At 68.4% G+C, this 24665-nt stretch carries 23 protein-coding genes and 1 pseudogene; 8 read left to right on the top strand and 16 right to left on the bottom strand.

Annotated features, from left to right (window positions below; all coding sequences use genetic code 11):
• Nucleotides 1-39: 39 nt before the first annotated feature.
• The 5 genes from TBIS_RS10890 to TBIS_RS10870 all read right to left on the bottom strand — a co-directional run bounded on the left by TBIS_RS10890 (nt 40) and on the right by TBIS_RS10870 (nt 4085).
• On the bottom strand, nt 40-942 hold the full coding sequence (locus tag TBIS_RS10890) for an MraY family glycosyltransferase (RefSeq protein WP_013132440.1): 903 nt from the start codon (nt 940-942) through the stop codon (nt 40-42).
• The gene (locus TBIS_RS10885) at nt 939-2114 is read right to left on the bottom strand and encodes a glycosyltransferase (protein ID WP_013132439.1); all 1176 of its coding nucleotides are present in this window, start codon (nt 2112-2114) and stop codon (nt 939-941) included. The genes TBIS_RS10890 and TBIS_RS10885 overlap by 4 nt, the downstream gene beginning before the upstream one ends.
• 135 nt (nt 2115-2249) lie before the next feature.
• On the bottom strand, nt 2250-3002 hold the full coding sequence (locus TBIS_RS10880) for an SDR family NAD(P)-dependent oxidoreductase (RefSeq protein ID WP_013132438.1): 753 nt from the start codon (nt 3000-3002) through the stop codon (nt 2250-2252).
• A gap of 44 nt (nt 3003-3046) precedes the next feature.
• A complete protein-coding gene (locus TBIS_RS10875; RefSeq protein ID WP_148231508.1) occupies nt 3047-3373 on the bottom strand; it encodes a carboxymuconolactone decarboxylase family protein in 327 nt (108 codons plus the stop codon).
• Between the two features lie 40 nt (nt 3374-3413).
• A complete protein-coding gene (locus tag TBIS_RS10870; protein WP_204251951.1) occupies nt 3414-4085 on the bottom strand; it encodes a pirin family protein in 672 nt (223 codons plus the stop codon).
• 138 nt (nt 4086-4223) lie between these two features.
• On the opposite strand from TBIS_RS10870, the gene TBIS_RS18675 reads away from it, so the two are divergent.
• From TBIS_RS18675 to TBIS_RS19305, 3 genes are all read left to right on the top strand, one after another.
• A complete protein-coding gene (locus TBIS_RS18675; RefSeq protein ID WP_013132436.1) occupies nt 4224-4439 on the top strand; it encodes a hypothetical protein in 216 nt (71 codons plus the stop codon).
• A gap of 98 nt (nt 4440-4537) precedes the next feature.
• A complete protein-coding gene (locus tag TBIS_RS10865) occupies nt 4538-4762 on the top strand; it encodes a hypothetical protein (RefSeq protein ID WP_083785258.1) in 225 nt (74 codons plus the stop codon).
• Nucleotides 4763-5297: 535 nt separating this feature from the next.
• Nucleotides 5298-5459 (top strand): hypothetical protein, encoded by a 162-nt coding sequence (locus TBIS_RS19305; RefSeq protein WP_158306181.1) that lies wholly within the window; start codon nt 5298-5300, stop codon nt 5457-5459.
• A 97-nt stretch (nt 5460-5556) separates the two neighbouring features.
• Here the strand turns inward: TBIS_RS19305 and TBIS_RS18670 are convergent, their stop codons facing one another.
• From TBIS_RS18670 to TBIS_RS10835, 11 genes are all read right to left on the bottom strand, one after another.
• Nucleotides 5557-6237, bottom strand: coding sequence for a peptidoglycan recognition protein family protein (locus TBIS_RS18670; RefSeq protein ID WP_158306180.1), 681 nt, complete (start codon nt 6235-6237; stop codon nt 5557-5559).
• A gap of 269 nt (nt 6238-6506) precedes the next feature.
• Entirely contained in the window at nt 6507-6845 is a 339-nt protein-coding gene (locus TBIS_RS10855) for a hypothetical protein (protein WP_013132429.1), read from the bottom strand.
• 3 nt (nt 6846-6848) lie between these two features.
• Nucleotides 6849-8990: a hypothetical protein gene (locus TBIS_RS19100; RefSeq protein WP_013132428.1), complete on the bottom strand. Its 2142-nt coding sequence runs from the start codon at nt 8988-8990 to the stop codon at nt 6849-6851.
• A 23-nt stretch (nt 8991-9013) separates the two neighbouring features.
• The gene (locus tag TBIS_RS19095; RefSeq protein WP_013132427.1) at nt 9014-9352 is read right to left on the bottom strand and encodes a phage tail fiber protein; all 339 of its coding nucleotides are present in this window, start codon (nt 9350-9352) and stop codon (nt 9014-9016) included.
• Between the two features lie 9 nt (nt 9353-9361).
• Nucleotides 9362-9688, bottom strand: coding sequence for a hypothetical protein (locus TBIS_RS18665; protein ID WP_013132426.1), 327 nt, complete (start codon nt 9686-9688; stop codon nt 9362-9364).
• Nucleotides 9689-9829: 141 nt separating this feature from the next.
• Entirely contained in the window at nt 9830-10213 is a 384-nt protein-coding gene (locus TBIS_RS19090) for a hypothetical protein (protein ID WP_013132425.1), read from the bottom strand.
• The gene (locus tag TBIS_RS19085) at nt 10210-10671 is read right to left on the bottom strand and encodes a hypothetical protein (RefSeq protein WP_013132424.1); all 462 of its coding nucleotides are present in this window, start codon (nt 10669-10671) and stop codon (nt 10210-10212) included. The genes TBIS_RS19090 and TBIS_RS19085 overlap by 4 nt, the downstream gene beginning before the upstream one ends.
• Nucleotides 10668-11114, bottom strand: coding sequence for a hypothetical protein (locus TBIS_RS19080; protein ID WP_013132423.1), 447 nt, complete (start codon nt 11112-11114; stop codon nt 10668-10670). Before TBIS_RS19080 ends, TBIS_RS19085 begins: the two co-directional genes overlap by 4 nt.
• A 271-nt stretch (nt 11115-11385) precedes the next feature.
• Nucleotides 11386-13488, bottom strand: coding sequence for a hypothetical protein (locus TBIS_RS10845; RefSeq protein ID WP_013132422.1), 2103 nt, complete (start codon nt 13486-13488; stop codon nt 11386-11388).
• A gap of 2 nt (nt 13489-13490) precedes the next feature.
• Nucleotides 13491-15353 (bottom strand): hypothetical protein, encoded by a 1863-nt coding sequence (locus tag TBIS_RS10840; RefSeq protein WP_013132421.1) that lies wholly within the window; start codon nt 15351-15353, stop codon nt 13491-13493.
• A gap of 429 nt (nt 15354-15782) precedes the next feature.
• Nucleotides 15783-17288: an aldehyde dehydrogenase family protein gene (locus TBIS_RS10835; RefSeq protein WP_013132420.1), complete on the bottom strand. Its 1506-nt coding sequence runs from the start codon at nt 17286-17288 to the stop codon at nt 15783-15785.
• 167 nt (nt 17289-17455) lie between these two features.
• On the opposite strand from TBIS_RS10835, the gene TBIS_RS10830 reads away from it, so the two are divergent.
• The 5 genes and pseudogenes from TBIS_RS10830 to TBIS_RS10810 all read left to right on the top strand — a co-directional run bounded on the left by TBIS_RS10830 (nt 17456) and on the right by TBIS_RS10810 (nt 24475).
• Entirely contained in the window at nt 17456-18733 is a 1278-nt protein-coding gene (locus tag TBIS_RS10830; RefSeq protein ID WP_013132419.1) for an SWIM zinc finger family protein, read from the top strand.
• Entirely contained in the window at nt 18730-20082 is a 1353-nt protein-coding gene (locus TBIS_RS10825; RefSeq protein ID WP_013132418.1) for a DUF5691 domain-containing protein, read from the top strand. The genes TBIS_RS10830 and TBIS_RS10825 overlap by 4 nt, the downstream gene beginning before the upstream one ends.
• Nucleotides 20079-21164 carry an ATP-binding protein gene (locus tag TBIS_RS10820; RefSeq protein WP_013132417.1) on the top strand — a complete coding sequence of 362 codons (1086 nt, stop codon included), beginning with the start codon at nt 20079-20081 and terminating at the stop codon, nt 21162-21164. Before TBIS_RS10825 ends, TBIS_RS10820 begins: the two co-directional genes overlap by 4 nt.
• Entirely contained in the window at nt 21154-23286 is a 2133-nt protein-coding gene (locus TBIS_RS10815; RefSeq protein ID WP_013132416.1) for a DUF5682 family protein, read from the top strand. The genes TBIS_RS10820 and TBIS_RS10815 overlap by 11 nt, the downstream gene beginning before the upstream one ends.
• A pseudogene (locus TBIS_RS10810) lies at nt 23286-24475 on the top strand (VWA domain-containing protein). Before TBIS_RS10815 ends, TBIS_RS10810 begins: the two are co-directional and overlap by 1 nt.
• The last annotated feature ends 190 nt before the right edge of the window (nt 24476-24665 follow it).

Here is a 24665-nt window from a genome sequence, read left to right as displayed (position 1 = left end):
ACGGCCGGCGGGCCGCCCGCCGGCCGCCGCCCCTGAGGCTCAGGCCCGCCGGGCCGTGGCCCGCACCACGGCGGGGACCGGCACCCGGGCCGGCCGTGGGCGCAGCGGCCCGCGCAGCACGCCGCTGAGCACTGCGGAGGCCGCGGCCGCGGCGGCCGCCACCGGCCACGCGGGCACCACCTCGGCGGCGACCGCCAGCCCGGCCGCACCGGCCACCGCCGCGGCCCCGGCGTGCACCGCGGTCACCGCCCCGGGGACCAGGCCGGCACGGCGGAGCCGGTGCGCGGCGCGCCCGGCCACGCTCACCAGGGCCACGGCGGCGGGGAGGAGCATCCCGGCGGCGATCACATCGGCGCTCCGCCCGGCGGTCGGCACGATGGCGCCGCAGGCCATGGCGAACCCGGCGAACCGCGCGCCCGACCGGCCCATCCGGCCCGGGCGCAGGAACGCGAGCGCGGCGCCCGCGAGCGCGGCGAGCAGCACCGCCTGCGCGGGCTCCGCGCGCACCAGCGCGACCCCGGCGAGGCAGCCCGCGCCCACCGCGGTCACCGCCGGGGCGACCCCGCGCTCCCGGTCGAGCAGCCCGAAGGCGTTGGCCACCGCCACCAGCCACATCACCGTGATCGGGCCGTCGGCCGGCCCGCCGGTGAACGTGACCTGAACACCGCAGAGCACGACCCCGCCGGCCGCCACCGACTCCACGATCAGCCGGGCCGGCGCGGGGATCAGGGCGAGATCGTCGATCAGGCCGAGCACCGCCACCGCCGTCGCCGCGAGCAGGACGCCGACCGCGCGGTGGTCGGGATCGCCGAGCACGGCCGCCGGGGCCACCGCGGCGGGGACGAGCGCGAGCCCGGACAGGGACGCCCCCAGGTGCCGGGGCGGGCGCCGGGCCGCGGCGGCGAGCAGCAGCCCGGCCGCGGCCGCCACGATCACGGTCATCGGATGCCCACCCCCCGCCGGGGACGGACGGCGCCGCTGAGCGAGCGGTAGAGGGCCTCGGTGTCGGCGACCAGCCGGTCGACGGCGAACGCGCGGGTGGTCCACTGGCGCGCCGCCTCGCCCATCCGCCGGGCGAGGCCCGGGTCGGTGAGCAGGCGGACCGTGTGCCCGGCCAGCTCCGCGGCGTCGGGGCCGCCGAGCAGCCCGGTACGCCGGTCCTGCACCACCTCGGCCACCCCGCCGACCGCGGTGGAGACCACCGGGACCCCGGCCATGCCCGCCTCGATCAGGGCGAGCGGCGAGCTCTCGCAGTCGGAGGTGAGCAGCACCACGTCGGCCGCCGCGTACACGGTCTCCACGTCCCGGCGCCAGCCGAGCAGCCGGAAGGAGTCCCACATCGGGCGGATCGCCCGCTCGAACTCGGCCCTCAGCTCCCCGCCCCCGCAGATCAGGAACCGGCAGCCCGGCACCCGGTCCAGCACGCGCCGGGCCACCTCGGCGAACCGGTCCGGCCGCTTCGCCCGGCTGAGCCTGCCGACGTACGCCACGACCGGCGCGTCCCCCGGCAGGCTGAGGGAGCGCCGCGCCTCCCGGCGGTCCGGCATCGGGCCGAGCTCGACGCCCGGCGGGATCACCACGTACTGCTCGGGGCGGCCGACCCCGGCGCGGAGCAGCTCGTCCCGGAGCGTGGCGCCCACGGTCACCAGCCGGTCGGCGCCGGACGCGGCGTACCGCTCGGCGCGCAGGCGGAGCCGGCGCTTCACCCACGGCAGATGACCGTGCGGGTACGGCGCGTGGAAGGCGTGGATCCGGGCGGCGGAGACCCCGGAGAGGCGGGCGGCGAGCCGCGCCAGCGCGCCGTCCTTGGGGGAGCGGGTGTGGATGATGTGGGGCCGGAACTCGCGCATGGCCCTGGCGAGCCCGACGAGCGCCCGGTGGTCGCCGAGGGGCCGGATCGACCGGCCGAGCCCGGCCACCCGGTGGACCTGAACGGCCGATCCGCGGAGCCGCAGGTGGTCGCCCTCGCCACCGTCGACGTGGCCGGTGTACAGCCGGTGGTCGAACTCCTCGGGGTTGAGGCGTTCGCACACCCCGGTGACCTGGGTCGCCGCACCGCAGACGTTCATCCGCGCCATGATCTCCATGACGCGGATCCGGCCGTCGGGCTTCATCCGGGCTTCTCCCTGATCATGTGGGAGAAGCTAACCCAGCCCCTGACCCGGGCGGGGTCCGCTGATCGAGGTACGGGCGAGAGTTTCCCCGATCACTACCCGATCGCTACCGCCGCTTGCCCTTCCCGCCCGGCCTCACCGGCGGCCGAGGCGGACGGACACCCGCGAGATCAGCCGGCGCGGCAGGAACCTCCCGACGGCGACGATCGCCTTGTACCGCAGGGTGGGGACGCTCACCCACCGGCCCAGCGCCAGATCGCGCATCGCCTCGTCGACCACGCGCTCGGCGTTCAGCCACAGGAAGGACGGGATCGCGGAGACGTTCATGCCCGCGCGCTGGTGGAACTCGGTCCGCACGAAACCCGGGCAGAGCGCCATCACCCGCACCCCCGAGCCGGCGACCTCGGCGGCGGCCGCCTCGCTGAAGCTCACTACCCACGCCTTGGACGCGCTGTAGGTCCCGCGGGGGAAGAAGGCGGCGACCGAGGAGACGTTGATCACCGCGCCCCGGCCCTTGCCGACCATGTACGGCAGGGCCGCCCTGGTCAGCCGCAGCACCGCCTCACAGTGGACGCGGAGCATCCGCAGCTCGTCCGCGACCGGGGCGTCGAGGAATCCGGCGCGCAGCCCGAACCCGGCGTTGTTGACGAGGAGGTCCACCCCGCGGCCCAGCCGTTCCTCGACCGCCGCGATCCCCTCCTCCGTGGCGAGGTCGGCCGGGAGGGTCTCGGCCGTCACGCCGTAGCGCCGCCGCAGCGCCTCCGCGGTCGAGGCGAGCCGTTCGGCGTCGCGGGCGACGAGCACGAGGGAGAACCCGTCGGCGGCGGCGCGGCGCGCGAACTCCGCGCCGATTCCGGCGGTCGCGCCGGTGATCAAAGCGATGGGCATGACGGCAGGGTACCGGGCCTCCCCGGCTCCGGGCGATCAGGGCCCTAGGTCTCCCCGCACCGGTCGATCAGCTCCTCCACCAGGGCGTGGAGCTTCGCCGCACGGGCCAGGCCGAGGTACGGGACGAGGAAGGCCACGGCGTCCCTCAGCTCACCCGGGTTGAGATCACCGGTCCGCAGGGCGGCGTCGAGGTGGCGCGTGAGCATGTCGTCGACGCCGAGGCCCGCCAGCGCGCCGATGAGCAGCAGGCGGCGGTCCCGGCCGGTGAGCGAGTTCAGCGACCACGCCTCGGAGAAGATGCGCTCGACCGTCGCCGCGAACGGGTGATGTTTGCCTGGTTCGCCCCCGTTGATCCGCATCAGGTGGTCCACTTCTTCGTCGAGGTTGCCGCTGCCGGGGAGAGAGAGCAGATCATCCGTCCGGCAGCCGATCATCGGCCGCGGTGCGGTGCGGCAGGCGCTCCGGGGGGATGATCCCCATGCGCCCCGCCTGGTAGTCCTCGAACGCCTGGATGATCTCCTCACGGGTGTTCATCACGAACGGGCCGTACCGGGCGATCGGCTCGCGGATCGGCAGGCCGCCGAGCACGAGGACCTCCCAGCCGCCCCGGGCGGCGAGCGGCTGCCGATCGGCCGCCCGCAGGCAGAGCGCGTCGCCGGCCATGCCGTACACGGCGAGCTGGCCCTCGTGCAACGGCCGGCCGCCGGGGCCCACGTGCCCGTCGCCGCCGAGCACGTACACCATGGCGCTGAAGCCGCCGGGCCAGGGGAGGGCGAGCCGCGCGCCGGGCGCGACCGTGGCGTGCAGGTAGGTGATCGGGGTGTAGGTGACGCCGGGGCCCTCGTGCCCGGCGAGCGAGCCGGCGATGATCCGGATGAGCGAGGAGCCGTCGTCGCTGGCGACCAGCGTGAGGTCGCGTCCGCGGATGTCCTGGTACCGGGGCGGCACCCACTTGCGCGCCCGCGGCAGGTTCACCCACAGCTGGACGCCGTGGAAGAGCCCGCCCTTGGCCACGAGCTCCGGGGGCGGCTGTTCGATGTGCTGCAGCCCGCTGCCTGTAGGTAACTCTAAAGGACTAACCAAGAGATCACCATAGGAGGGTCGGACCTTACTGTCGACGCATCTCAGAGGTGTTATTGACTCACCGCACGTAATAGGCGGGTCTGCCCGGCGCTGACGACGACCGGACAGACCCTTGATCGGACATCGGAGGTCCGACCCGTGGAACAGAGTAGTGCCAACCGCAGCGTCAGCACGATCCCCGGATGGCGGATTTTCACCAGTGACGCAAACCGGCTCTGGGCATCCCGGATGCGCCCGTTCTCGACAGATGCGGAGAAGGCAGGCGCATACCGGACGGTCGATGCCGACGACATGGCCGGCCTCATCAAGGTCATCTCGGAGCAGGAAGAGATCTCTGAGCAGGTGAACCGGTGATCTTCGGTAGGAGCAGGGGAGAGCACCGTATCGGTTCCGCCTACCGCGAGTGGCGACGCCGGTTATGGGACCGTCAGGCACGTGCCGACGCCCGATGGATGGACGAACAGTGGTCGAACTGGACCGTGTTCTACGGAACGTGGTCGAGACGGTTCTACGCCATCGCGTCGATGCAGACTCACGAGAGCCTGATCCTCGAAGCCGCTACGGCCGAAGAGCTTGAGGATCTGATGGGCGATGCCGAGACGCGCGCGCTCACGAGACGTACGGTCGGCCTGATCACCACGGGTAGGCACCGAAGGATCATGCGAGCCGCTTCGTGATCGATGACGAACAGATCAGGGAGTGTCAGCAGCTCTACGCGCTTGAGGTGACTCATCCCGCATGGAGGATCACGATCAGACCTCACGGCCCGGTCAGGTGGTGGGCAACGCGATACGTCCCACCGACTCTTGCCCAAATTTCGGCCGGAATGGTCGCCACCGTCGCACGCCATACGGGCGAAGCGCTGTCGTCGGCTCTCGCCCACCAAGACGAAATCGCGCAGCGAGTCAGGTAACACACCAACCGAGATGCATACTGGGAGGATCAGATGGGCTGGAAGAAGGGCGCTAGCGGAGGTCGGCAGTCCTGCCCCGGCTGCTCAGGTAGCGGCAGCATCAAGACGCAGGTACAGCGGGTAATCCCCAAAGATCAGACGGCCGACCAGAAGAAGGACCAGATCGTGACGGAAACGGTCTGGGTCGACTGCAAGCGCTGCGGAGGAACGGGAGACAGTAACTAGTGGCGATCAGGCAAGAAACGATGCTCTGCCGAACCTGCTTCGGCTCTGGTCGAGCCGCTGTTCCTCGGGCGGCAGTGCATAACGGCAGAATCGGCACAGCGCTGGTCGATGAGCAGTGTAAGCACTGCAAGGGACAGGGCTACATCGTCTATGAGGTGGGTACCGCCGACGAGCAGACCGACGACCAGGGATCGACGGAGCAGACCGACGACGGATCGGGAGACGAGCAGCCGTAGGCGCTAAATTCGGCCCAACGCAAAAAGAGCCCCCGCCACTCCAATAAGGAGCGACGGGGGTTTTGCATACCCGAACCATTGGGGAACGGGTGGTGTATCACTTCTCAGCGTTATCGGCTTCCAGCCGATCGACCAGGCGATTAATAGACGTCGAAAGATCGCCGATCTGAGTCGAGATCTTACGCAGCCACACGCCGTGATTGGTCAGGATATTCCGAGCCTGCCATTCCGGATTTTCCTTGCTGCCGTACGGCACCGGAATTTCGTACGTCCACATGTCCTTAGCGCTCACGTCATCTTCTCCCTTGAGCAGCAGATCGACCCGAGCCCGGAACGTGTCCATGTTGATAGAGTGCGGGTCCGGCTTTTGAGTGTTGACTTCCTTGTGTCCCTTGACACGGGAAGCCGGAAGCTTGAATGCCCTGCATAGCTCAGCACAGAGCCGCTGATAGGCATCAACCTGTTTGGCAGGCCAAGGTTCGGAGCCGTTATTTTCGGCCTCGATACCGAGAGACGTATCGTTCCGGTGATAGTTCGAGGTCGAAGGCGCATTGTGCCAGCATCGACCAGCGGCGATCACGAAGATATGACCGTCATGCCGTAGCCAGAACTGAGACAGCGGTCCCGTCAAACCGGGCCGACCATCCCTGACCACATGCATGTCATTACGACCGGCCGTGTGATGGCAGACAATGCCCTGCACTGATGGCTGCGGTCCATGGCCTCGGGACTTCCAGCCGGCGACCTCGGTAACCGGATAGCCGGTACGACGTGCCACGTCGGCTAGGTTCGTCAGATAAGGCATCGGTACCTACCTATGCGGAAATTCGACCGACAGTTGTCTCAACATCATTGATCCGGATTACGACGCTGCTCGACCTACTGGCCGTAGCAGGGAATCGAACCTTCGCTACGCGCTTACCGTTGTGCCAGTCGAGAAACGCAGGCTTCCATTCACCACCGACGTTCAGATACACGCTCGCCATGTCGTGACCGGAGTACGGCACCGCGAGCCAGCCATCGATAATTCGGGCCGACATACTCACCTCACAAGATCGTGACTGTGTCGGTTTTCCGGATGATGTCTTCCGTAGCCGTCTGCACCAGGACGAAGCGCTGATAGTCACCGGGCGTCAGAACAACGTCCCCATCTCTGGGACCGACCAGCGACAGCACGTCAATCTTTCCAGCCTCAGCCAAAGGCAACGGATCAGGAACCGTGCCGTCTACCAGTTGTACCGTGGTGAAGTCGGTAACATCCGGCCGAGAATTCGGGTCTTCGGAGTGATAGACGCCTACAGCGGTGATGTCAGCAACCGTGCCTCTGGAGATCGTAATCTCATTGGCTATGTACTCAGTGCTCGTGCTGAAAATCTCGACAGCCATAGGTCACTCTCCTCTAGAAATTCTGCTCGGCTCAAAGGCCGTAGATGTGCGTGCGTCCGATACGCTGACCGACGATCGCGTTTCGCCGATTTCTACGCGCTCACGAATTCGGGACAGCAACACCTCGACGGTTTCCCGGACAGCACTGTCTAGAGCGACGAGACTCAACCGGTTGTCGCCGATCTCAGAACCGTTGCGGCTCTCCAGTACGCCGAACCGCTCGACCACGTACGACGGGCCGACATCGACCGTGATGTCTACCGTTGGCTTGATTCCGCGGCCTACCGCAACGACCTTGACCAGAGCGGTAGCGCCTTCGGCAATCGCGATGGTCCACGCACTCGAAACCGAGACGGCTACCTCGACGGCCGAACCTTCGGCGAAGGACGCGAAACCGTCGCCAGATGCGAGAACCACAACCTCGGCCGTAGAGCCGCCGCTGATGTCGCCCTTCTCACCAGCGCCTACAGCCTCGACAGTGACCGAGACATCCGAGCCGCCCAAGAGACCGGGGATGCCGTTGCCGGCTGATGTGACCGTGATCGATGTGGGAGAGCCGTCCGACCATCCGGGACTTCCCGAGCCGCTGAAGGAGACCGAGACCTCGACGGCAGATCCACCGGACGTCGCCGGTCGGCCTACAGCAGCAGCCGATACCGAGATGCCAGAATCGGCGCCGTTTTTCGGACCGGGCCGACCAGCACCGGATACCGAGTGCGTCACTGAGGTACTGGAGCCACCGGAGTACGACGGAACCGGGAAGGTCAGAACAACGTCGTCTATCCACACACAGTCAGAACCGGAAGCGTTCGAGGTGTCCTTGATGTACCGGAAGATGATCGTCGTCGCGCTGGAAACGTCGATGACCGGTGACTGACGCCACGAAAGGTTGCCCGACTCTTCGAGTACGGGCGTACCGCTGGCAGCGTCTCGATAGACACGGAAGTGATCCCAACCGGACTCAGATGAGACTCGATACCAGAACTGGAGCGTCTGAGCGTCTGGGGGAAGGATCAGCGTGGTATCGGTGGAAGCGCTGTTCCCGATCGCTGCTGATTTCCACGAGAACGAACCGGTGTGCGTCGAGTCAGACGCCCATCCCCAGGTACCAAGCCACTTGAACGTAAGCGGGTTGGTCTCGAACGTCTCAACGGCTTGAGCCCGTTCGGTCTGGTGAACGATCGTCAGCCGCGGGTCTTGCGTAGTTCCCGACTGCTCGGCGAATCGGAACTGTACCGACTCCTGACCGGATGGAGTATTTCCGGCTCGGGTACGAGACGACGATCCGAACAGACGTACCGTGCCGGTACCGAGGTTGGCCATCCGGAACATATCCGGTTGGGTGTCGAGCAGCCAGTATTCGCCCACGGCCGGAAGCGAGTTCGTGTTCCGCTGTGCAACGATCGGCCCGGAATTGGCGAGACTCGCACCAGGGACGAAATGCGATGAGCTGAGCGGAGGAACCCAATCCCGCTCTCTAATCTCCAGAACGAAGTCTGTAGCCGAGTTGTCGAGCGCATGGTTCAACTCGAAATCGATCGACGTGATACGGGCGTCCGCACCGATCGATGAGGTGTCGAATCCCCAAAACATCTGAAAGACGTTATAGTTTGGGGACGCGAACGACTGCCCGACAGCCGAGACGTTACCGGTCGGGTTGACGTTGTACGTTCCGTTACCAGCTCTGGCCGTCGAATAGTTCGATGACGTGCATGTGATTCGACCATCGTCCTCATCGGCGTAGATGGTCGTAACCGTGCCCGCCGTATTCCAGCCGGACGGATTCGGCTGAGACTCGACGGAATCCCAAACAGCCTCGATGAACGCTTCATAAGGGCTAGGCGTAAGTACCCTGGTCGCCTTACCCTTGGCATCTACTGTTTCCTTGATTCCAGAGCGCGGAATTACCGGAGGATTAACGATGATCCGATGAGGATCGATCGGAAGCTCTTTGCCGTCGCCGTCGTACAGCCTGACCCATGCGTCAACGCCGACGACGTCACCTGTAGCGTTCCGGATGAATTCCGGCTGAGATGTGAATACGAGCCTGCGCCCGTTGCGGACGGATTCGAGCTTCCGGCCGTTGCCTGCCCAACGCTGGGCTATGGCGTTCCTAACTGCGTCGGCCCTGGGATTCGTTTTCACCAGCGACCTCCGATCAGTCCGATTTAGCTGTGAGAGATCGACGTGCTAGCCGCGAGCAAGGTGTATGTGCCGGACGATGCGAAATTCTGCGAGGTGAGATCAGCACCGCCGTAATTCGTCGCACCGCCAGCACTACCGGAATAAGCACGCCAGCCGGCGACTGTCGCACCCGAGGGAACGTCGAACACCAGATCAGCGTTCGGCCGGATTACTCCGTTGCTCGCAGCAGTCCACGTAACGGCCTTCCTGGCGTATGAGCCCCCGGAGATCTCCACACCGGAACCGTTAACCAAACCAATATGGGTAAGGGTGGATCGGCCGGTCTCGGCGATCAGATTCAAATAGGTTGTGTTCATGGCCATGGACGACTCCTAGAAAGTCTCGTTCTTTAGGTGAGCGTCGAAGCGCTCTTCGAGGCGCTGGACAGTGAAGACGGCCTTATCGACGGCATCACGGAGACTCGACCCATGGTTTGGGTGCAATTCGGCTTCGATCGTTACTTGCTTCTCTTCGATGGTTGCCAGCCGACGCATTACTCCCGGTCGTTCCGGAACTCCGTCGCGCTCGGGCTCACCGTGCCAGTCATCGAAAAAATCGCCGAGGCGCTTCATCAGCTTGAATAGCTTCCAAAAGACGGCTAGACCACCGGCGACGGCAGTAGCGGCAATGCAGATGTCGACAATGAAGATGCCGGTCACGGAGATATCTCCTTACGGGAAAAACGGACTTACATGAAGTGGGCCGAATTTTTCCGTGTCAGGTGGCCGGGACTACCGCGATGTCTCTGCATGCGATGTCAGCCGTGCTAGGGCCGGTATCGCTGGTCGAGCAGGCTTGCATTACTCGGGCGAAATAGTCTGACCTGGAATGAGTCCAGTAACCAGCGTCCTACGGCTTCCGTAATGGAATGACGCGGCACCCTTGAAGGAGCCGAAACCGTGCGCTGGCGCTGATGGGGATACGATCACCGAACCGGCCGAGTTGTTCAGCCGAATTTCGGGAGACAAAAAGATGCGGTCGGCACCGGAACTGTTGCCTATGCCGCCGCCGATGATGACCCACACTCGGCCGGATGTGGGAGCGATGAACGTAACGCTCACTTCCGGATTACCAGGCGAATAGTTCGCACTGGCGAAGTTGTCGATCTGGGTATTGTTCGACGCAGAAACGGCAGGAGGGAAGTCGAGAGCTTCGATTCGCGTACCCGCGATGTAGTCGCTCATGACGTCGGCTCCACAACGATCGATCGGGCAACGATGTAATTCGTCGCACCACCGCCGGAAACCTTGTGAACCGTCCTGGCGTAGTACGTGCTCCCTGGAGTCAAGCCGCTGAGCAGCGTCGTCCTGGACAGATACATGTAGTCCTTCGTCTCGGCCGGAGTTCCGGCACCGCGTGTCGTCACATCGGCCGACAGGACAAGAGAGCCGGAAGAACTGGTGCCTAGATAAACCTCGGGCGAGATGTGGACACGATTACCACCATCGGTCGATCGGGCACCGAGCCCGACCGTGACGAGCACACGGCCCGACGTAGGAGCGACGAACGTAACCGCGACCACGGGTGAACCAGCCGCATACGAGGTGTTGCTGACCGGGTTGAGCGTGGTGTTGTTGAACGACTGGACAGCGGCAGGGAAGTCTTCCGGCTGAATCTTCGAGCCGACGAGAATATCTGTCATGCCGGGCTCACAGTGATCTCACGGCACGCGATGTCAGCCGTTGGTGAACCTGGAGTGTTCGACGTCTGATGCATGACTCTCGCGTAGTAGACCCGTCCGGGCGTCAGGTCCGAGAGCAATGACGTTCGGCTGTAGTACATGAATTCCGACTGCTCGCCGGCTGATCCGATTCCGTACTGTCCAACAGTTGGAGACAGGACAACGGTTCCGTCCGAATCGTCCTCGAACACCTGCGGAGCCATGAATACCCGCGTGGCATTGGCGCCGTTGTCTCGAAGGCCGCCGCCGATAGTGATCAGAACGCGACCGGAGGTCGGAGCCACGAACGTAACACCAACCTCCGGAACGCCCTCGGTGTACGAGGCTGAGGAGATCTGAACTAGAACCGTGTCGTCAAAGTTTCCGACTGCCGGAGGTGTGTCGAGCGACTTAACGACGGTCACGCGAAACCTCCTACATCAATAGGGGAATTCCGTCAGTTGAACAGGTTGGGTCGTTTCGCCGACGACAGGCGAGATCTCCAGACCATAGTCAGACAATGCATCCCTGATCTGAGCGCACAGCGACGCCCAAGCGGACGGGTCATATTCGGCCGAGGAAAATCTCACCGTGACAGCGAATCGTGTCGAACCGTCGCTGACGGAGAAACTGAACGTGTCTGAAACAAGAGGCAGCCCTACGTAGGACCACTCATGCGCCATGTCCTGAGTTTTCTTAGAGTGCTCTGATCGCAGGCTTGAACAGAGTTACCGGCTCACCGGGGGAATGGGATTTCTTGATGCCGTTGATGGAACGGGTAACCGTGAACGTCTGCGGGGATGACGTTCCTGTGATTCGCGTAACCCGCATGCGCTCACCGCCGACCATGACGTCAAGCGGGAAGTCACCGAGTGCCGTCGTCCACAGCGGCCCGACCGAGGTCGAGACCGACATCGACGTAGCGTTGACAGACATGCTGGAAGACAAGGTGCTGTACTCGGTCCCGTACCGGTCGCTGCTATAGACGGCTACCTGGTAGGGAGACTCAGGCACACAGTTGACGTCGATCTGCCAGACGAACGGCTCCAGAGTTTCCGTGAAGCCGAGTGAGAGCTGACTGATCTGGTCGGGTGGCAACCACGGGGGAGGGTTGTCGATCGTCAGCCTGTCGCCGATGTCCATCGAGACGAGACCGGTCTTGAGATCAGGATCAGCGACAATGGCGCTGTTCGCCAGGTTGACCGTGATCTGTGGATAGCGAGCCTCATCGACCGTGCCAACGTGGACACGCCATGACGCATGATCGGGAAGTCGCGAGTCGTCGCGGACGCTCACAGTGATCGACTCGTCATACCGGCCGACACCATCAGGAGGATCAGCGACCGACAGAGCGCCTGTGTCCTTCGTGTATCGGGCGCTCGAACCGTCGTACCGAGAGGCTGTGACGTCATTGATCACGCCCTGGTCGTCATCGACAGGTTCCAACGGTGGCGAGAGGTGACCTGCTGCGTAGTTCAGAGCAGCCGTAGCCACCTGGTTATACATGCCTGATCGGGTCCGATACGCCAGGCCGAAATTCTCGCGAGGCTCATAGAGGATGCCGTCATCCGACAGAGCAGCGTCGGACAGCAGCTCTAGGAGCGTCGTCGAGCGTTGCGGCCCCATCGGCTCGGTATCGTCCAAGTCGCCGGCTGATGTGAAGGGAATACCTTCCTCTCGGCACAACCGCTCGATCCGCCGTCCGGCCGTCTCGCCAACCCAACCGGTGAGCTGTCCCGACAGGTCGAACAGATCTGTGATCGCGTTCTGTACCGACAGGTGACCGATCGCCACGTCACCGATGCCGCCCTCGGGCGAGATGATGAGCTGCGTTACCTGTCCAACGGTCTGGCCGGATACCGAACTCAGGTAGACCAGACCCGTGTTCTTCCCGGCTTCGAGCGTGGCTACGGCGCAATCGATGTTGGCGCCGTTCTGCTCCAGTTCGATGGAGACGCGCAAGAGCTTGCCGTCAACGTTGAACGTGACCATGCCCGTGTCCATGACCCCACCGCCACCGTCACCGGCGAACGCCTGGAGCTGTAGCGCGCCACCTGATCCGTAGTTCAGATGCCAGAGCTTCGCCGTGCCGGTCGTACGAATCCGGCAGATGGTCTGCCCGTTGGCCGAACCTGTGCTCGGGACATGAAGCAGGAACCGAACCTGCGTCTGGCTGGTCATCGAGTAGGTAGGAACGGTTCCGGTCCACTCACTGTCGCTCAGCAGCGGGATAGGTCCGGACGCGATGAAATCCGAAAATTCGGCAAGGGTCGGATCACCCTTGATACGCATCGGTTGACCGCCGGCAGCGGACGCAAGCGACGTTGAGCCCTTGGCGTCCTCGCACGGCCAGTAGGCGACGGGAGGATCAGTAGCTTCCGGATAGGTCAGTCCGCGGTACAAGGTCGAGCGGAGAACCGTCGCACCCTGACCGAGCCGACGCAGGATGCCGGACGGTTCTATGGGAGTCCACACATCGTTGCCGGACACGTCCCACTTCGGCGGCCAACTGGAGACCTCTCCATGGAACCGAACGACCCCATCGACCTTGATACGAATCTGAGTGTTCCGGCCGATTTTCTGGAAGTAGGGAGAGTTCGGGTTACGTGGCGAATACTTCCCGCTGACGTTGTTGATGCTCAGCGAACACTTCGACGGGTCGGTCTGAACGCCCTCGTCACGACGACCGCGATTAATCGTGATGCCGTCGCGAACGAGGACGTCCGTCGTGATATCGACCCATGCACCGTCTATCAGCAGCTCGACCGCGACATCAAGAGGATCGATCGGGAAAGCCACGACTACCTCCCGAAAGCGGTTTGGACATTGCCACGACCCTCGACACGGACCATCTTTCGGATCATTCGCAGGAAGTCAGCGTCAGCGCCCGTAGTGTCGAACACCACGCGAACCTCTCCACCACCGGCCGATGCGGCAGCAGTAGCACCAGGAACGGAAACGCTGGGCCGAACGCCCATCACCGAAGATGCAAGCTGGTTACCAGCAGCAGCGACGCCACCAAGCGAGGACAAGACACCATTGATGAAGCCCTGACCGGTCATGTCACCGGCTTCATACATCACCTGAGACGGACTCTTGATCTTGAGCGACTTACGGACCCGAGTAACCAGCGACTTAGCGATGTCGTCCATCGCCTTGTCGATGTCCTTCTTCTGGGCCAGAAGTCCCGCAAGGAATCCCTTACCGGCCATCTTCCCAGAGTCATACAGAAGGTCCGCAGCACTGGTGCCGAGAGCCGACGTCGTCTTATCGATCTCAGCCTGAGCGGCATTGATGGACTTGAACGTGCCGGAATCGGCCGACAGAATCGCCCTGCCGAGTTCGTAGCCTTGCTCGGGACCAGCTTCGATGACCTGACGGAGCAGACTCTTGCTGATTCCTCGCTTGGCGAGAGCCTTGATGACGGAGGCGAAATTCTTGATGACCTGTAGCTTCGACTGGAGTCCGGTACGAACCTTCCCTGCGGTCGGTCCACGGTCCCCGTAATCGAAGCCGGCGATACCGGCGAACTGTCGGGCGTTGTCCCGCGTGCTCGATTGGAACTGCTTAGCATCGGCGATCTTCTTGGACAGAGAATCGCTCTGCTTATACAGGCCGTTCAACTTGTCCGTAGTCGAGTCGATGCGCCTGATGAGCGACTTCATCGACTTAGCCGAAATTCGATGCACCTTAGCGGCATCCATGACGGCCTTCGTCAGCAGCTTGGACGCGGACTTGATCGACGTCAGGTCACCGGACAGGTTTCGGATTACCGCCTTGCCGCCACTCGCCCTAAGGTCGGTCGGCCCGACGTAGCCACCCTTCTTGAACTTCCGAGCGTTGATCGCTTCCAGAAGCTCACGATGCTGCGAGGTGGCCTTAGCGTTGACGACGTACTCACCATCAGACAGCCAAGCGGGGATGGAATCCGACGTTGACGTACCTGGGTCGGAAACGAAGCCACCGCCTGCACGCTTCATGCCAGGGATCGAGCTACCGCCCATCACGCCAACCTTCACGCTGGCAGACGAGCTGTTGATCCTGGACAGAAGCGAGCCGAGAGCACCGGTAGCCGCCGAAGTATCGGCACCAATCCGGATGGTCTTGCCCTTGAGGGAATCGACCTTGCCCTTGGTGTTACTCAGGTTCGTCTCAGCCGATTTCGTATCGGCCTTGATCTTAACGACCTTGCCGGACGGCAGGATCTTAATCTTGTTCCCGAACTGGTCGGTTACCGTGATCGCGTTCTTCGTGCGCGCGATCGACCCACCCATAGAAGTGATCAGGCCATCAATCGCAGCCTTACCCGTACGGCTGTTGCCCGCAAGCTTGAGCAGCGTCGGGACCTGGGCGAGCATGGCAGCCGAAGAATCCTTAACGTTCTTCGTCTGCCGAAATTCGGCCGAAGCCAACTGAGCCAAAGCCGATAGCTGGCCTTCAAGGGCACGCTGACGATCCTGAGTCGTGGCCTTCGAGTTCTTGAGGACGGTATCGGAATTCGCTACCGCGCTCTTGAGCTGGTTGGTCGCCTGGAAGACGGCCATGGCCGGATTGAAGTAAGCGTCGAACGCCGTCGACAGGGCGTTGACACGGTCCTTCAATGTCAGAATCGCGACACATAGATCGCTCGGCTGGGTCAATCTGCTGCTGAACGCGATGTACACCTTCAAAACCGGGTGCGATCGGCTGCTGACCCTGCTGACGGAGACCAGAGCGGTGCGGCGCGCCTCGTAATGCAGTCGTCCGTAATTCCGCCGAAAACACGTCTGAAATCGCCACGCCGCATGGCGGCCGGCCGATGGGAGCGGGTGCCACGGTGGCGGAATGAAATCCGCAAATAGGCGGATTCCGTGACGGTGCTCGCGGGCCACCGGCCCACCGGTGGTTCGCCCGGCGCGCGCCGCGCACCACGATCAGGGCCGGCGCCCAGCGCCGAAACCACGTTCCGGATGCCGCGCGGGACGGCGCCCGGCCGTCCGCCGCCCGATGCCCGGCGAGCGGGCCGCCAGGCGGTGAGAACGCAGCGGGGCCGCGCCGGGCGGGCGACGTTCCGCGCGGCACGCCGCCCCCGGCACGGCCCTCGCGGGTGACGCTCAGAGCCGGAAGCCCAGGTCCGGGGTGATCTCCGCCACGTCCATCTGGGCCTTCTGCAGCCGGCCGGAGTAGTCCCAGTTCATCGCCTGCCACCGGGTGAACTGGTCGAGCACCCACATGCCGCTCTGCCGGCTGCCGTTGCCGGACTTGCCGTTCCCGCCGAACGGCAGGTGGGCCTCGGCGCCCGAGGTCGAGTTGTTCACGCTCACCATGCCCGCCGAGACACCGGCGCGGAACCGGAAGGCCGCCTTCGGGTCGGTGGTGTAGATCGACGACGACAGGCCGTACCCGGGCTTGTTGGCGAGCTCGATCGCCTCGTCCAGGGTCGAGAAGGTGGTGACGCCCACGATCGGGCCGAAGGTCTCCTCCAGGAAGAGCCGGTCGTCGGGGCGGACCCCGTCCACGATCACCGGGTGGTAGTAGAGGCCCTCGCCCTCCATCCGGCCGATCGGGCCGGGCAGCACGGTGTGGTGCGGCTGGATCCAGGTGAGGTACTCCTCGAACCGCTCGGCGAACTTGTGGTCGAGCAGCGGGCCGTACAGCACGTCGCCGTTCGGGTCGCCGATCTTGGCGTTGCGCACCGCGGTGACGAACCGGTCGAGGAACTCGTCGTGGACGTCCTCGTGCACGATCGCGGTGCCGAGCGAGGTGCACCGCTGGCCGGCCGTGCCGAACCCGGAGAAGAGCGCGCCCTCAACGGCGAGGTCGAGGTCGGCGTCCGGCATGATCACCATCGGGTTCTTGCCGCCGAGCTCCAGGCAGGGCGACTGGAGGTGCCGCCCGCACAGCTCGCCGATTGCCCGGCCGACCGCGGTGGAGCCGGTGAAGCCGACCTTGTGCACGGTGCCCTCGCCGAGCGCGCGCTCCAGCCCGGCGTAGGTCTCCGGCCCGTCGGCGAAGACCACGTTGAGCACGCCGTCGGGCAGGCCGGCCGCCGCGAAGATCCGGTAGAGCGCGTGGGCCGAGGCGGCCGCGTACTCGGCGGGCTTCCACACCACCGCGTTGCCGCAGAGCAGCGCCGGCACGAGGTACCAGGAGGGGACGGCGACCGGGAAGTTCCCCGCGGTGATCACCGCGGCGACGCCCACGGGGACCCGGAAGGTGAAGAGCTGCTTGTCCGGCATCTCCGACGGCACGGTCTGCCCGTAGAGCCGGCGGCCCTCACCGAGGAAGAAGTCGCAGGTGTCGATGATCTCCCGTACCTCGCCGAGCGCCTCGCGGTACGGCTTGCCCACCTCGCGGGTGACCAGCCGGGCGAGCTCCTCGGCGTTCGCCTCGACCAGGCGCCCGATCGACGCGATCACCCGCCCGCGCACCGGGGCCGGTATCTGGGCCCACTCCCGCTGCGCCGCCGCGGCGGTGCGGCAGGCCTCGGCGAAGGTGTCCGCCCCGGCGAGCAGCACGGTGGCGACGGTCTCGCTGGGCCGCGCCGGGTTGATCGACGCGTACGGCGTGCCGGACGGGAGCTCCTTCCCCCCGATGACGGAAACGATTTGCCGGGCCACCCTGACCTCCGGAAGTCTTTGTCGTCTGATGTTCTGATTACACAGTATTTCCGGCGAAACCGTGCCGGCCCCGGTATCGCCGCACCGGTTCCTTCCCCGGCGGCGCACGCCTCGCTTACGGCGGTACGCCGGTTTTGTCGGCGGCGGTGGCTACCGTGCCGCGCGTGATGTGGACCCGAGATCAGGTCCTCGCGCTCGCACCGGACGCCGCGTCGCGGAAGGCCGCTGACAAGGTGGGCGCGCCCGCGAAGTGGTCGGGCACCGGGGCGGCCCACGACGCGGTATGGGGGGAGTGCGCGGGGAGCGGAGGGAAGCGGTACCGGTCCTGCGTGGACGTATCGGCGCCCGCGTACCGGTGCGACTGCCCGAGCCGGAAGATCCCCTGCAAGCACGTCCTCGGCCTGCTGCTCCTCTGGTCGTCGGGCGAGGTGGCGCCGGCCGCGGAGCCGCCCGGCTGGGTGGCCGAGTGGCTGGAGCGGCGCCGCGCCAGGGCCGCGGAGCGGCCCGCGAAGGCCGCCGCGGCCGGGCGGCCCGGCACGGGCACCGCGGCCCGGCGGGAGAGCCGGGTGGCCGCCGGCCTCGCCGAGCTGGAGCTGTGGCTCACCGACCGGGTGGCGCAGGGCATCGCCCAGGCGCGCACGGACGGGCCGGCCGAGTGGACGGAGCTCGCCCGGCGGCTGGTGGACGCCCAGGCGCCCGGGCTCGCCGACCGGGCCGGCCTGCTCGCCCGCGCGCTGGGCCACCCGGACTGGCCGGACCGGCTGCTCGGCGAGTACGCGCTGCTCTACCTGCTCGCCGCCGTGTACCGGCGCTCGTCCGGGCTCCCCGCGGACCTGGTGGCGACGGTGCGGGCGCGGATCGGATTCCCGGTCCCCCGGGAGAGCGTGCTCGCCACCACCCCGGTGCGGGACCGCTGGGACGTGATCGGGTGCCGGGACGAGGAGCGGGACCGCCTGATCACCCGGCGGGTCTGGCTGATGGGCCGGGAGAGCGGCCGCCCCGCGCTCGTGCTCTCCCACGCCCCGGCGGGCCGGTCCCCGGACGGGTCGCTGGTCACCGGAACGACGATCGACGCCGACCTCGCCTTCTACCCGGGCTCCGCCCCGCTGCGGGCCCTGGTGGCCGAGCGGTACGGCCTCGCCGCGGCCGGCCCGCCGCCGGGGATCGGGCTCACCCGGCTCCCCGGGCTGATCGCGGAGGTGCTCGCCGCGGACCCGTGGACCGACTCCTGGCCGGTGGTGCTCGCCGGGGTCGTCCCGGCGGCCGACGGCCTCCTGCTGGATGAGGAGGGCAACGCCCTGCCGCTCCACCCGTCGGCCGGCGTGCCCTGGCGGCTGCTCGCCGTCTCCGGCGGCCGCCCGGTGACGGTCGCCGCCGAGTGGACCCCGGACGGGCTGCGCCCGCTCACCGCCTGGGACGAGGAGGGGACGGTGGTGCAGCTGTGACGCGCGCCTGGGAGGAGCTGGTCGCCACCGCGCTCGTCGGCGCCGAGCGCCGGGCGGTGGACCCGGCCGGGCTGCTCGAGGAGGCGGCCGTGGAGCTGGTGCGGGCGCGGGCCGGGCGGCACCCGGGCAAGGCCCGCCCGCCGGCCGCCGCACCCCCCGAGACCCTTCCCCCGGTGCCCCGGGCCGCGGCCGACCGGCTCGCCCGCATGCTCGCCGGCCCGCGGTCCAGGTTCCTGCCCGAGTGGCTGGCGCTCGCGGCGGCCCGGCGGCTCCGGGCCCCCGCCCGGCTCCTGCCCGAGCTGCTCGACCTGGGGGTCAAGGACCGCTCGATCCGCCCGCACCTGGGGGTGGTCGCCGGCGCCCGGGGCCGCTGGCTCGCCGAGCTCAACCCCGCCTGGTCCTACCTGCTCGCCGAGGCGGGCGGGCCGCCCGGCGAGGACGCCTGGGAGACGGGCACGCCGGGCGAGCGCAGGGCGTACTTCGCCGCGCTGCGCGCCCGGCACCCGGCCCAGGCCAGGGAGCTGCTCGAGCGCGGGTGGCGCGCGGAGACGCCCGAGGACCGGGCGGCGTTCGTGGCGATGCTCGCCGACGGCCTCGGCATGGACGACGAGCCGTTCCTCGAGGCCGCCCTGGACGATCCGCGCCGCGAGGTACGGCAGGCCGCCGCCGGCCTGCTCGCCCGGCTGCCCGGGTCGCGGCTGGGCGTGCGCATGGCCGAGCGCGCGTCCCGCTGCCTGGCCCGGGACGGCACCGGCCTGCGGGCGGAGCCGCCGCCGGAGTGCGACGCCGCCATGGCCCGGGACGGCGTGCGGCGGAGGCCGCCGTCCGGCACGGACCCGCAGGGCTGGTGGCTGCAGCAGGTGATCGCGCACACCCCGCTCTCCTTCTGGCCCGCCCACCTCGGCCTGACCCCGGAAGAGATCGTCCGGGCCCGGATCGACGGCTGGGAGCGCGAGGTCCGCATGGGCTGGGTCCGGGCGGCGATCCTCCAGCGGGACGCCGCGTGGGCCCGCGCCCTGTTCCAGGCCGACCCCCTCACCGATCTGCTCGCGGTGCTCCCCCCGGAGGAGCGGTCCGACCTGGCGGCCGAGCTGATCCGCGGCCGGCCCGTGGACGGCCAAATGATCATGATGCTCGGCGGTGTGGCCGGCCCGTGGGGGCCCCGCCTCACCGAGGCCGTGCTCGACCGGATCCGCGGCGACGCCGACCGGCTGCCGTGGAGCGTCACCGAGCTGATCAACCTGGCGGGCGAGCGGATCGACCCCGCACTGCACCCGGGCGTCACGGACATCCCCGAGCTCGCCGACGCCCTGCGATTCCGCTTCGAGATGGCGAAGGAGCTGTCGTGACCACCACCATCCCCACCGCCTCCGTGCTGCGCCCCCGCGCGGAGGAGCAGTACGCGGAGGAGCTGGCGTACCTCGCCGAGACGGACGACCGGCCCCGCCCGCCGGGGTGGCGGCTGTCGCCCTGGGCGGTCACCACCTACCTGCTGGGGGACGGCGACCGGATCACCCCCAAGTACATCGGCCCGCGGCGGATCGTCGAGGTCGCCGTGGCGACGCTCGCCACCGACCGGGCGCTGCTCCTGCTCGGGGTGCCCGGCACCGCCAAGACGTGGCTCTCGGAGCACCTCGCCGCCGCGATCAGCGGCGACTCCACCCTGCTCGTCCAGGGCACCGCCGGCACCACGGAGGAGGCGATCCGGTACGGCTGGAACTACGCCCGGCTCATCGCCGAGGGCCCGTCCCGGGAGGCGCTCGTGCCCAGCCCGGTGCTGCGCGCGATGGCCGAGGGGCGGCTGGCCCGGGTGGAGGAGCTCACCCGCATGCCCTCGGACGTGCAGGACGCGCTGATCACCATCCTCTCCGAGAAGACCCTGCCCATCCCCGAGCTCGGCGAGGAGGTGCGGGCCGCCAAGGGCTTCAACATCATCGCCACGGCCAACGATCGCGACCGCGGGGTCAACGACCTGTCGAGCGCGCTGCGCCGGCGGTTCAACACCGTGGTGCTCCCGGTCCCGGCGACCGTCGAGGAGGAGGTCGAGATCGTCGCCCGGCGGGTCGCCCAGCTCGGCCGGGCGCTGGAGCTGCCCGAGGTCTCCACCGGCCTGGAGGAGATCCGCCGGGTGGTGACGGTCTTCCGGGAGCTGCGCTCCGGGGTCACCGCGGACGGCCGGACCAAGATCAAATCGCCGAGCGGCACGCTCAGCACCGCGGAGGCGATCTCGGTGGTGACCAACGGGCTCGCGCTCGCCGCCCACTTCGGGGACGGGGTGCTCCGCCCGGCCGACGTCGCCGGCGGCATCGTCGGCGCGGTGATCCAGGACCCGGTCTCCGACCGGGTGGTCTGGCAGGAGTACCTGGAGACCGTGGTGCGCGACCGCGCGGACTGGCGTGACTTCTACCGGGCGTGCCGCGATGTCTGCTGACCCCGTGATCGAGGTCCTCGGCATCCGGCACCACGGGCCGGGGTCGGCCCGGGCCGTACGGGCCGAGCTGGAGCGGCTCGAGCCCGACCTCGTGCTCGTCGAAGGCCCGCCCGAGGCCGACGCGCTGCTGCCGCTCGCCGCCGACCCCGCCATGGAGCCGCCGGTCGCGCTGCTCGCGCACGGGTCGGGCAAGGCCGCGTTCTGGCCGTTCGCCGCGTTCTCCCCCGAGTGGCAGGCGATCCGGTACGCGCTCGGCGCCGGCGCCGAGGTCCGGTTCTGCGACCTGCCGGCCGCCCACCTGCTCGCCCTCGGCGACACCGGTGCGGAGGACCGCGACCCGATCGCCGAGCTCGCCGCCGCGGCCGGCCACGACGACCCCGAGGCCTGGTGGGAGGACATGGTCGAGCACCGCGGCGAGGCCGGCACGCTGCGGGCGGTCGCCGAGGCCATGATCGCCATCCGGGAGGGGCACGTGCCGCAGGGCCTCGAGGCGGTGCGCGAGGCCCACATGCGCGCGGCCGTCCGGCGGGCCGTGCGGAAGGGGTTCCGCGTGATCGCCGTGGTCTGCGGGGCGTGGCACCTGCCCGCGCTCCGCGAGCCGCGCCCGGCCGCCGACGACGACCGCCTGCTCACCGGGCTGCCGAAGATCAAGATCGAGATGACCTGGGTGCCGTGGACGTACGGCCGGCTCGCCACCGCGGGCGGCTACCGCGCCGGGGTGGCCTCGCCCGGCTGGTACGACCACCTGTTCACCGCCCCCGACCGCCCGGTCGAGCGGTGGCTCGCCCGGGCCGCCGCGATCCTCCGCGAGGAGGACCTGCCGGTCTCGTCCGCCCACGTCATCGAGGCGGCGCGGCTGGCGGACGCCCTCGCCGTGCTCCGGGGCAGGCCGGTCCCCGGGCTCGCCGAGGCGACCGAGGCCGTGCGGGCCGTGCTGTGCGAGGGGGCCGAGGCCCCGCTCGCCCTGATCCAGAGCCGGATGGTGGTGGGGGAGCGGCTCGGCCGCGTGCCCGACGCCACGCCCATGGTCCCGCTCCAGCGCGACCTGCGCGCCCAGCAGCGGCGGCTCCGGCTCACGCCCACGGCCGAGCCGCGCGACCTCGACCTCGACCTGCGCAAGCCCACCGACCTGGCCCGCAGCCGCCTGCTCCACCGGCTCGGCCTGCTCGGCGTGGCCTGGGGCACCCGCCGGCCCGCGCGCGGCAAGGGGACGTTCAAGGAGCCGTGGACGGTGCAGTGGCGTCCCGAGTTCGACCTCGCCCTGATCGAGGCCGGGGCGTGGGGGCTCACCGTCGAGGAGGCGGCCACCGCGCGGGCCCGGGAGCTCGCCACGGCCCCCCGGCTCGCCGACCTCACCGAGCTCGCCGAGCGGTGCCTGCTCGCCCACCTGCCGGACGCGCTGCCGGACGTGCTCGGGGCGATCCGGGACCGGGCGGCCCGCGACGCGGACGTGCGGCACCTCATGGAGGCCCTGCCCGCGCTCGCCCGGGCCCGGCGGTACGGCGACGTGCGCGGCACCGAAGGGCTGCCGGCCCTTACCGACTCCCTGCTCACCCGGATCTGCGCCGGGCTGGCACCCGCGGTGGTCGGCCTCGACGACGACGCGGCCCGGGAGATGGCCGCGCTGATCGACCGGGTCCACGCCGCCGCCGGGCTGCTCGGCGGCGACCGGTGGCTCGCCGCGCTCGCCGATCTCGCGCGGCGCAGCGGCCTGCCCGGCGTGATCGAAGGGCGGGTCGTCCGGATCCTCTTCGACGCCGGGATGCTCGGCGAGGACATCGCCGATCGCCTGGCGCGGGCGATGTCCCCGGGCAACCCGCCGGCCTGGTCGGCCGGGTGGCTGGAGGGGTTGCTCTCCGGCGGCGGCATGCTGCTCGTCCACGATCCCCGCCTGCTGGTCGCCCTGCACGGCTGGCTCACCGGGCTCACCCCCGAGGCGTTCGTGGACGTGCTGCCGGTGCTCCGGCGCGCGTTCGGGGCCTTCCCCGCGGCCGAGCGGCGGCTGATCGGGGAGCGGGTGCTCACCGGAGGGCTCCGGCGGGCGGCGGAGGACGCCGCCATCGACGACGAGCTGGCGGCCCCGGCGGTGCGGACGGTGCTCGAGATCCTGGCGAGGGCGTGATGACGGAGTTGCTGGAGAACGACGCGACGGACGCCGCGGCGGCCGAGCGGGCCCGCCGGTGGCGGCTGGTGCTCGGCGGCGCCGCCGGGGGGACGCTGACCGGCGCCGACGCCCGGATGGACGCCGCGCTCGCCGTGCTGTACGACCGGGACGACGACGGCGGCGAGCGGCGCGGCGGCCTGGGCGCCTCGGCCCCGCGGGTGGCGCGGTGGCTCGGGGACATCCGGGAGTACTTCCCCTCGACCGTGGTGCGGCTCATGCAGCGGGACGCGATCGACCGGCTCGGCCTGACCCGGCTGCTGCTGGAGCCGGAGACCCTCGCGGCCACCGAACCGGACGTCCACCTCGTCGGCACCCTGCTCTCCCTCAACCGGGTCATGCCGGAGCGGACCCGGCAGACGGCCCGGATGGTCGTCGGCAAGGTGGTCGCCGAACTGGAGAAGCGGCTCGCCCGGCGCACCGTGACCGCGGTGACCGGCGCGCTCGACCGGTCGGCGCGGACCCACCGGCCGCGGCGGGCCGCGGACATCGACTGGGACCGGACCATCCGGGCCAACCTCCGCCACTACCTGCCCGAGCGGCGGACCGTGATCCCGTCCCGGCTGGTGGGGTACGCGCGCCGGCAGCGGGCCGTGCACCGGGACATCGTGCTCTGCGTCGACCAGAGCGGGTCGATGGCGGCCTCGGTGGTCTACGCGGGCGTGTTCGGCGCGGTCCTCGCCTCCATCCGCTCGCTGCGGACCTCGATGGTGGTGTTCGACACCTCGGTCGCCGACCTCACCGAGCACCTGCACGACCCCGTGGACCTGCTGTTCGGCACCCAGCTCGGCGGGGGCACCGACATCGGCCGCGCCCTCGCCTACTGCCGGCGGCTGATCACCCGCCCGAACGACACCGTCCTCGTGCTCATCAGCGACCTGTACGAGGGCGGGCCGCGGGAGGAGATGCTGCGCCAGGTGGCCTCCCTCACCTCCTCGGGGGTGCAGGTGATCGCGCTGCTCGCCCTCTCCGACGAGGGGGCGCCCCAGTACGACCGGGAGAACGCCGCGGCGCTCGCCGCGCTGGGCGTCCCGGCTTCGCCTGCACCCCGGACGTGTTCCCCGACCTCATGGCGGCGGCGATCGAGCGCCGGCCGCTCGACGGCGTCCTGGCCGCGGGCCCGCACCGGGCGCCCGGACCGGCCCGCTGACCCGCCGGGCCCACCGGCGCGCTCTGATCGCCCCCTTGGGGCGCCTGACCCGGCCCGCCGACACAGGCGGATCGCCCGCCGGGGTGCCCGGCCCCGGCCTCCTGGCACGACCGGATCCCCGGGAACCGCCCGCCAATCCGCGCCACGCCGTCAACCGGTCCCTGGCGTGCCGGACTCCCCGCCGGTGTGC

Origin of the sequence: Thermobispora bispora DSM 43833 (assembly GCF_000092645.1) — a bacterium.
Classification (GTDB): Bacteria; Actinomycetota; Actinomycetes; order Streptosporangiales; family Streptosporangiaceae; genus Thermobispora; species Thermobispora bispora.
The sequence above is the reverse complement of the archived record's forward strand: the minus strand, read 5'-3'. Positions and strand labels throughout refer to the sequence as shown.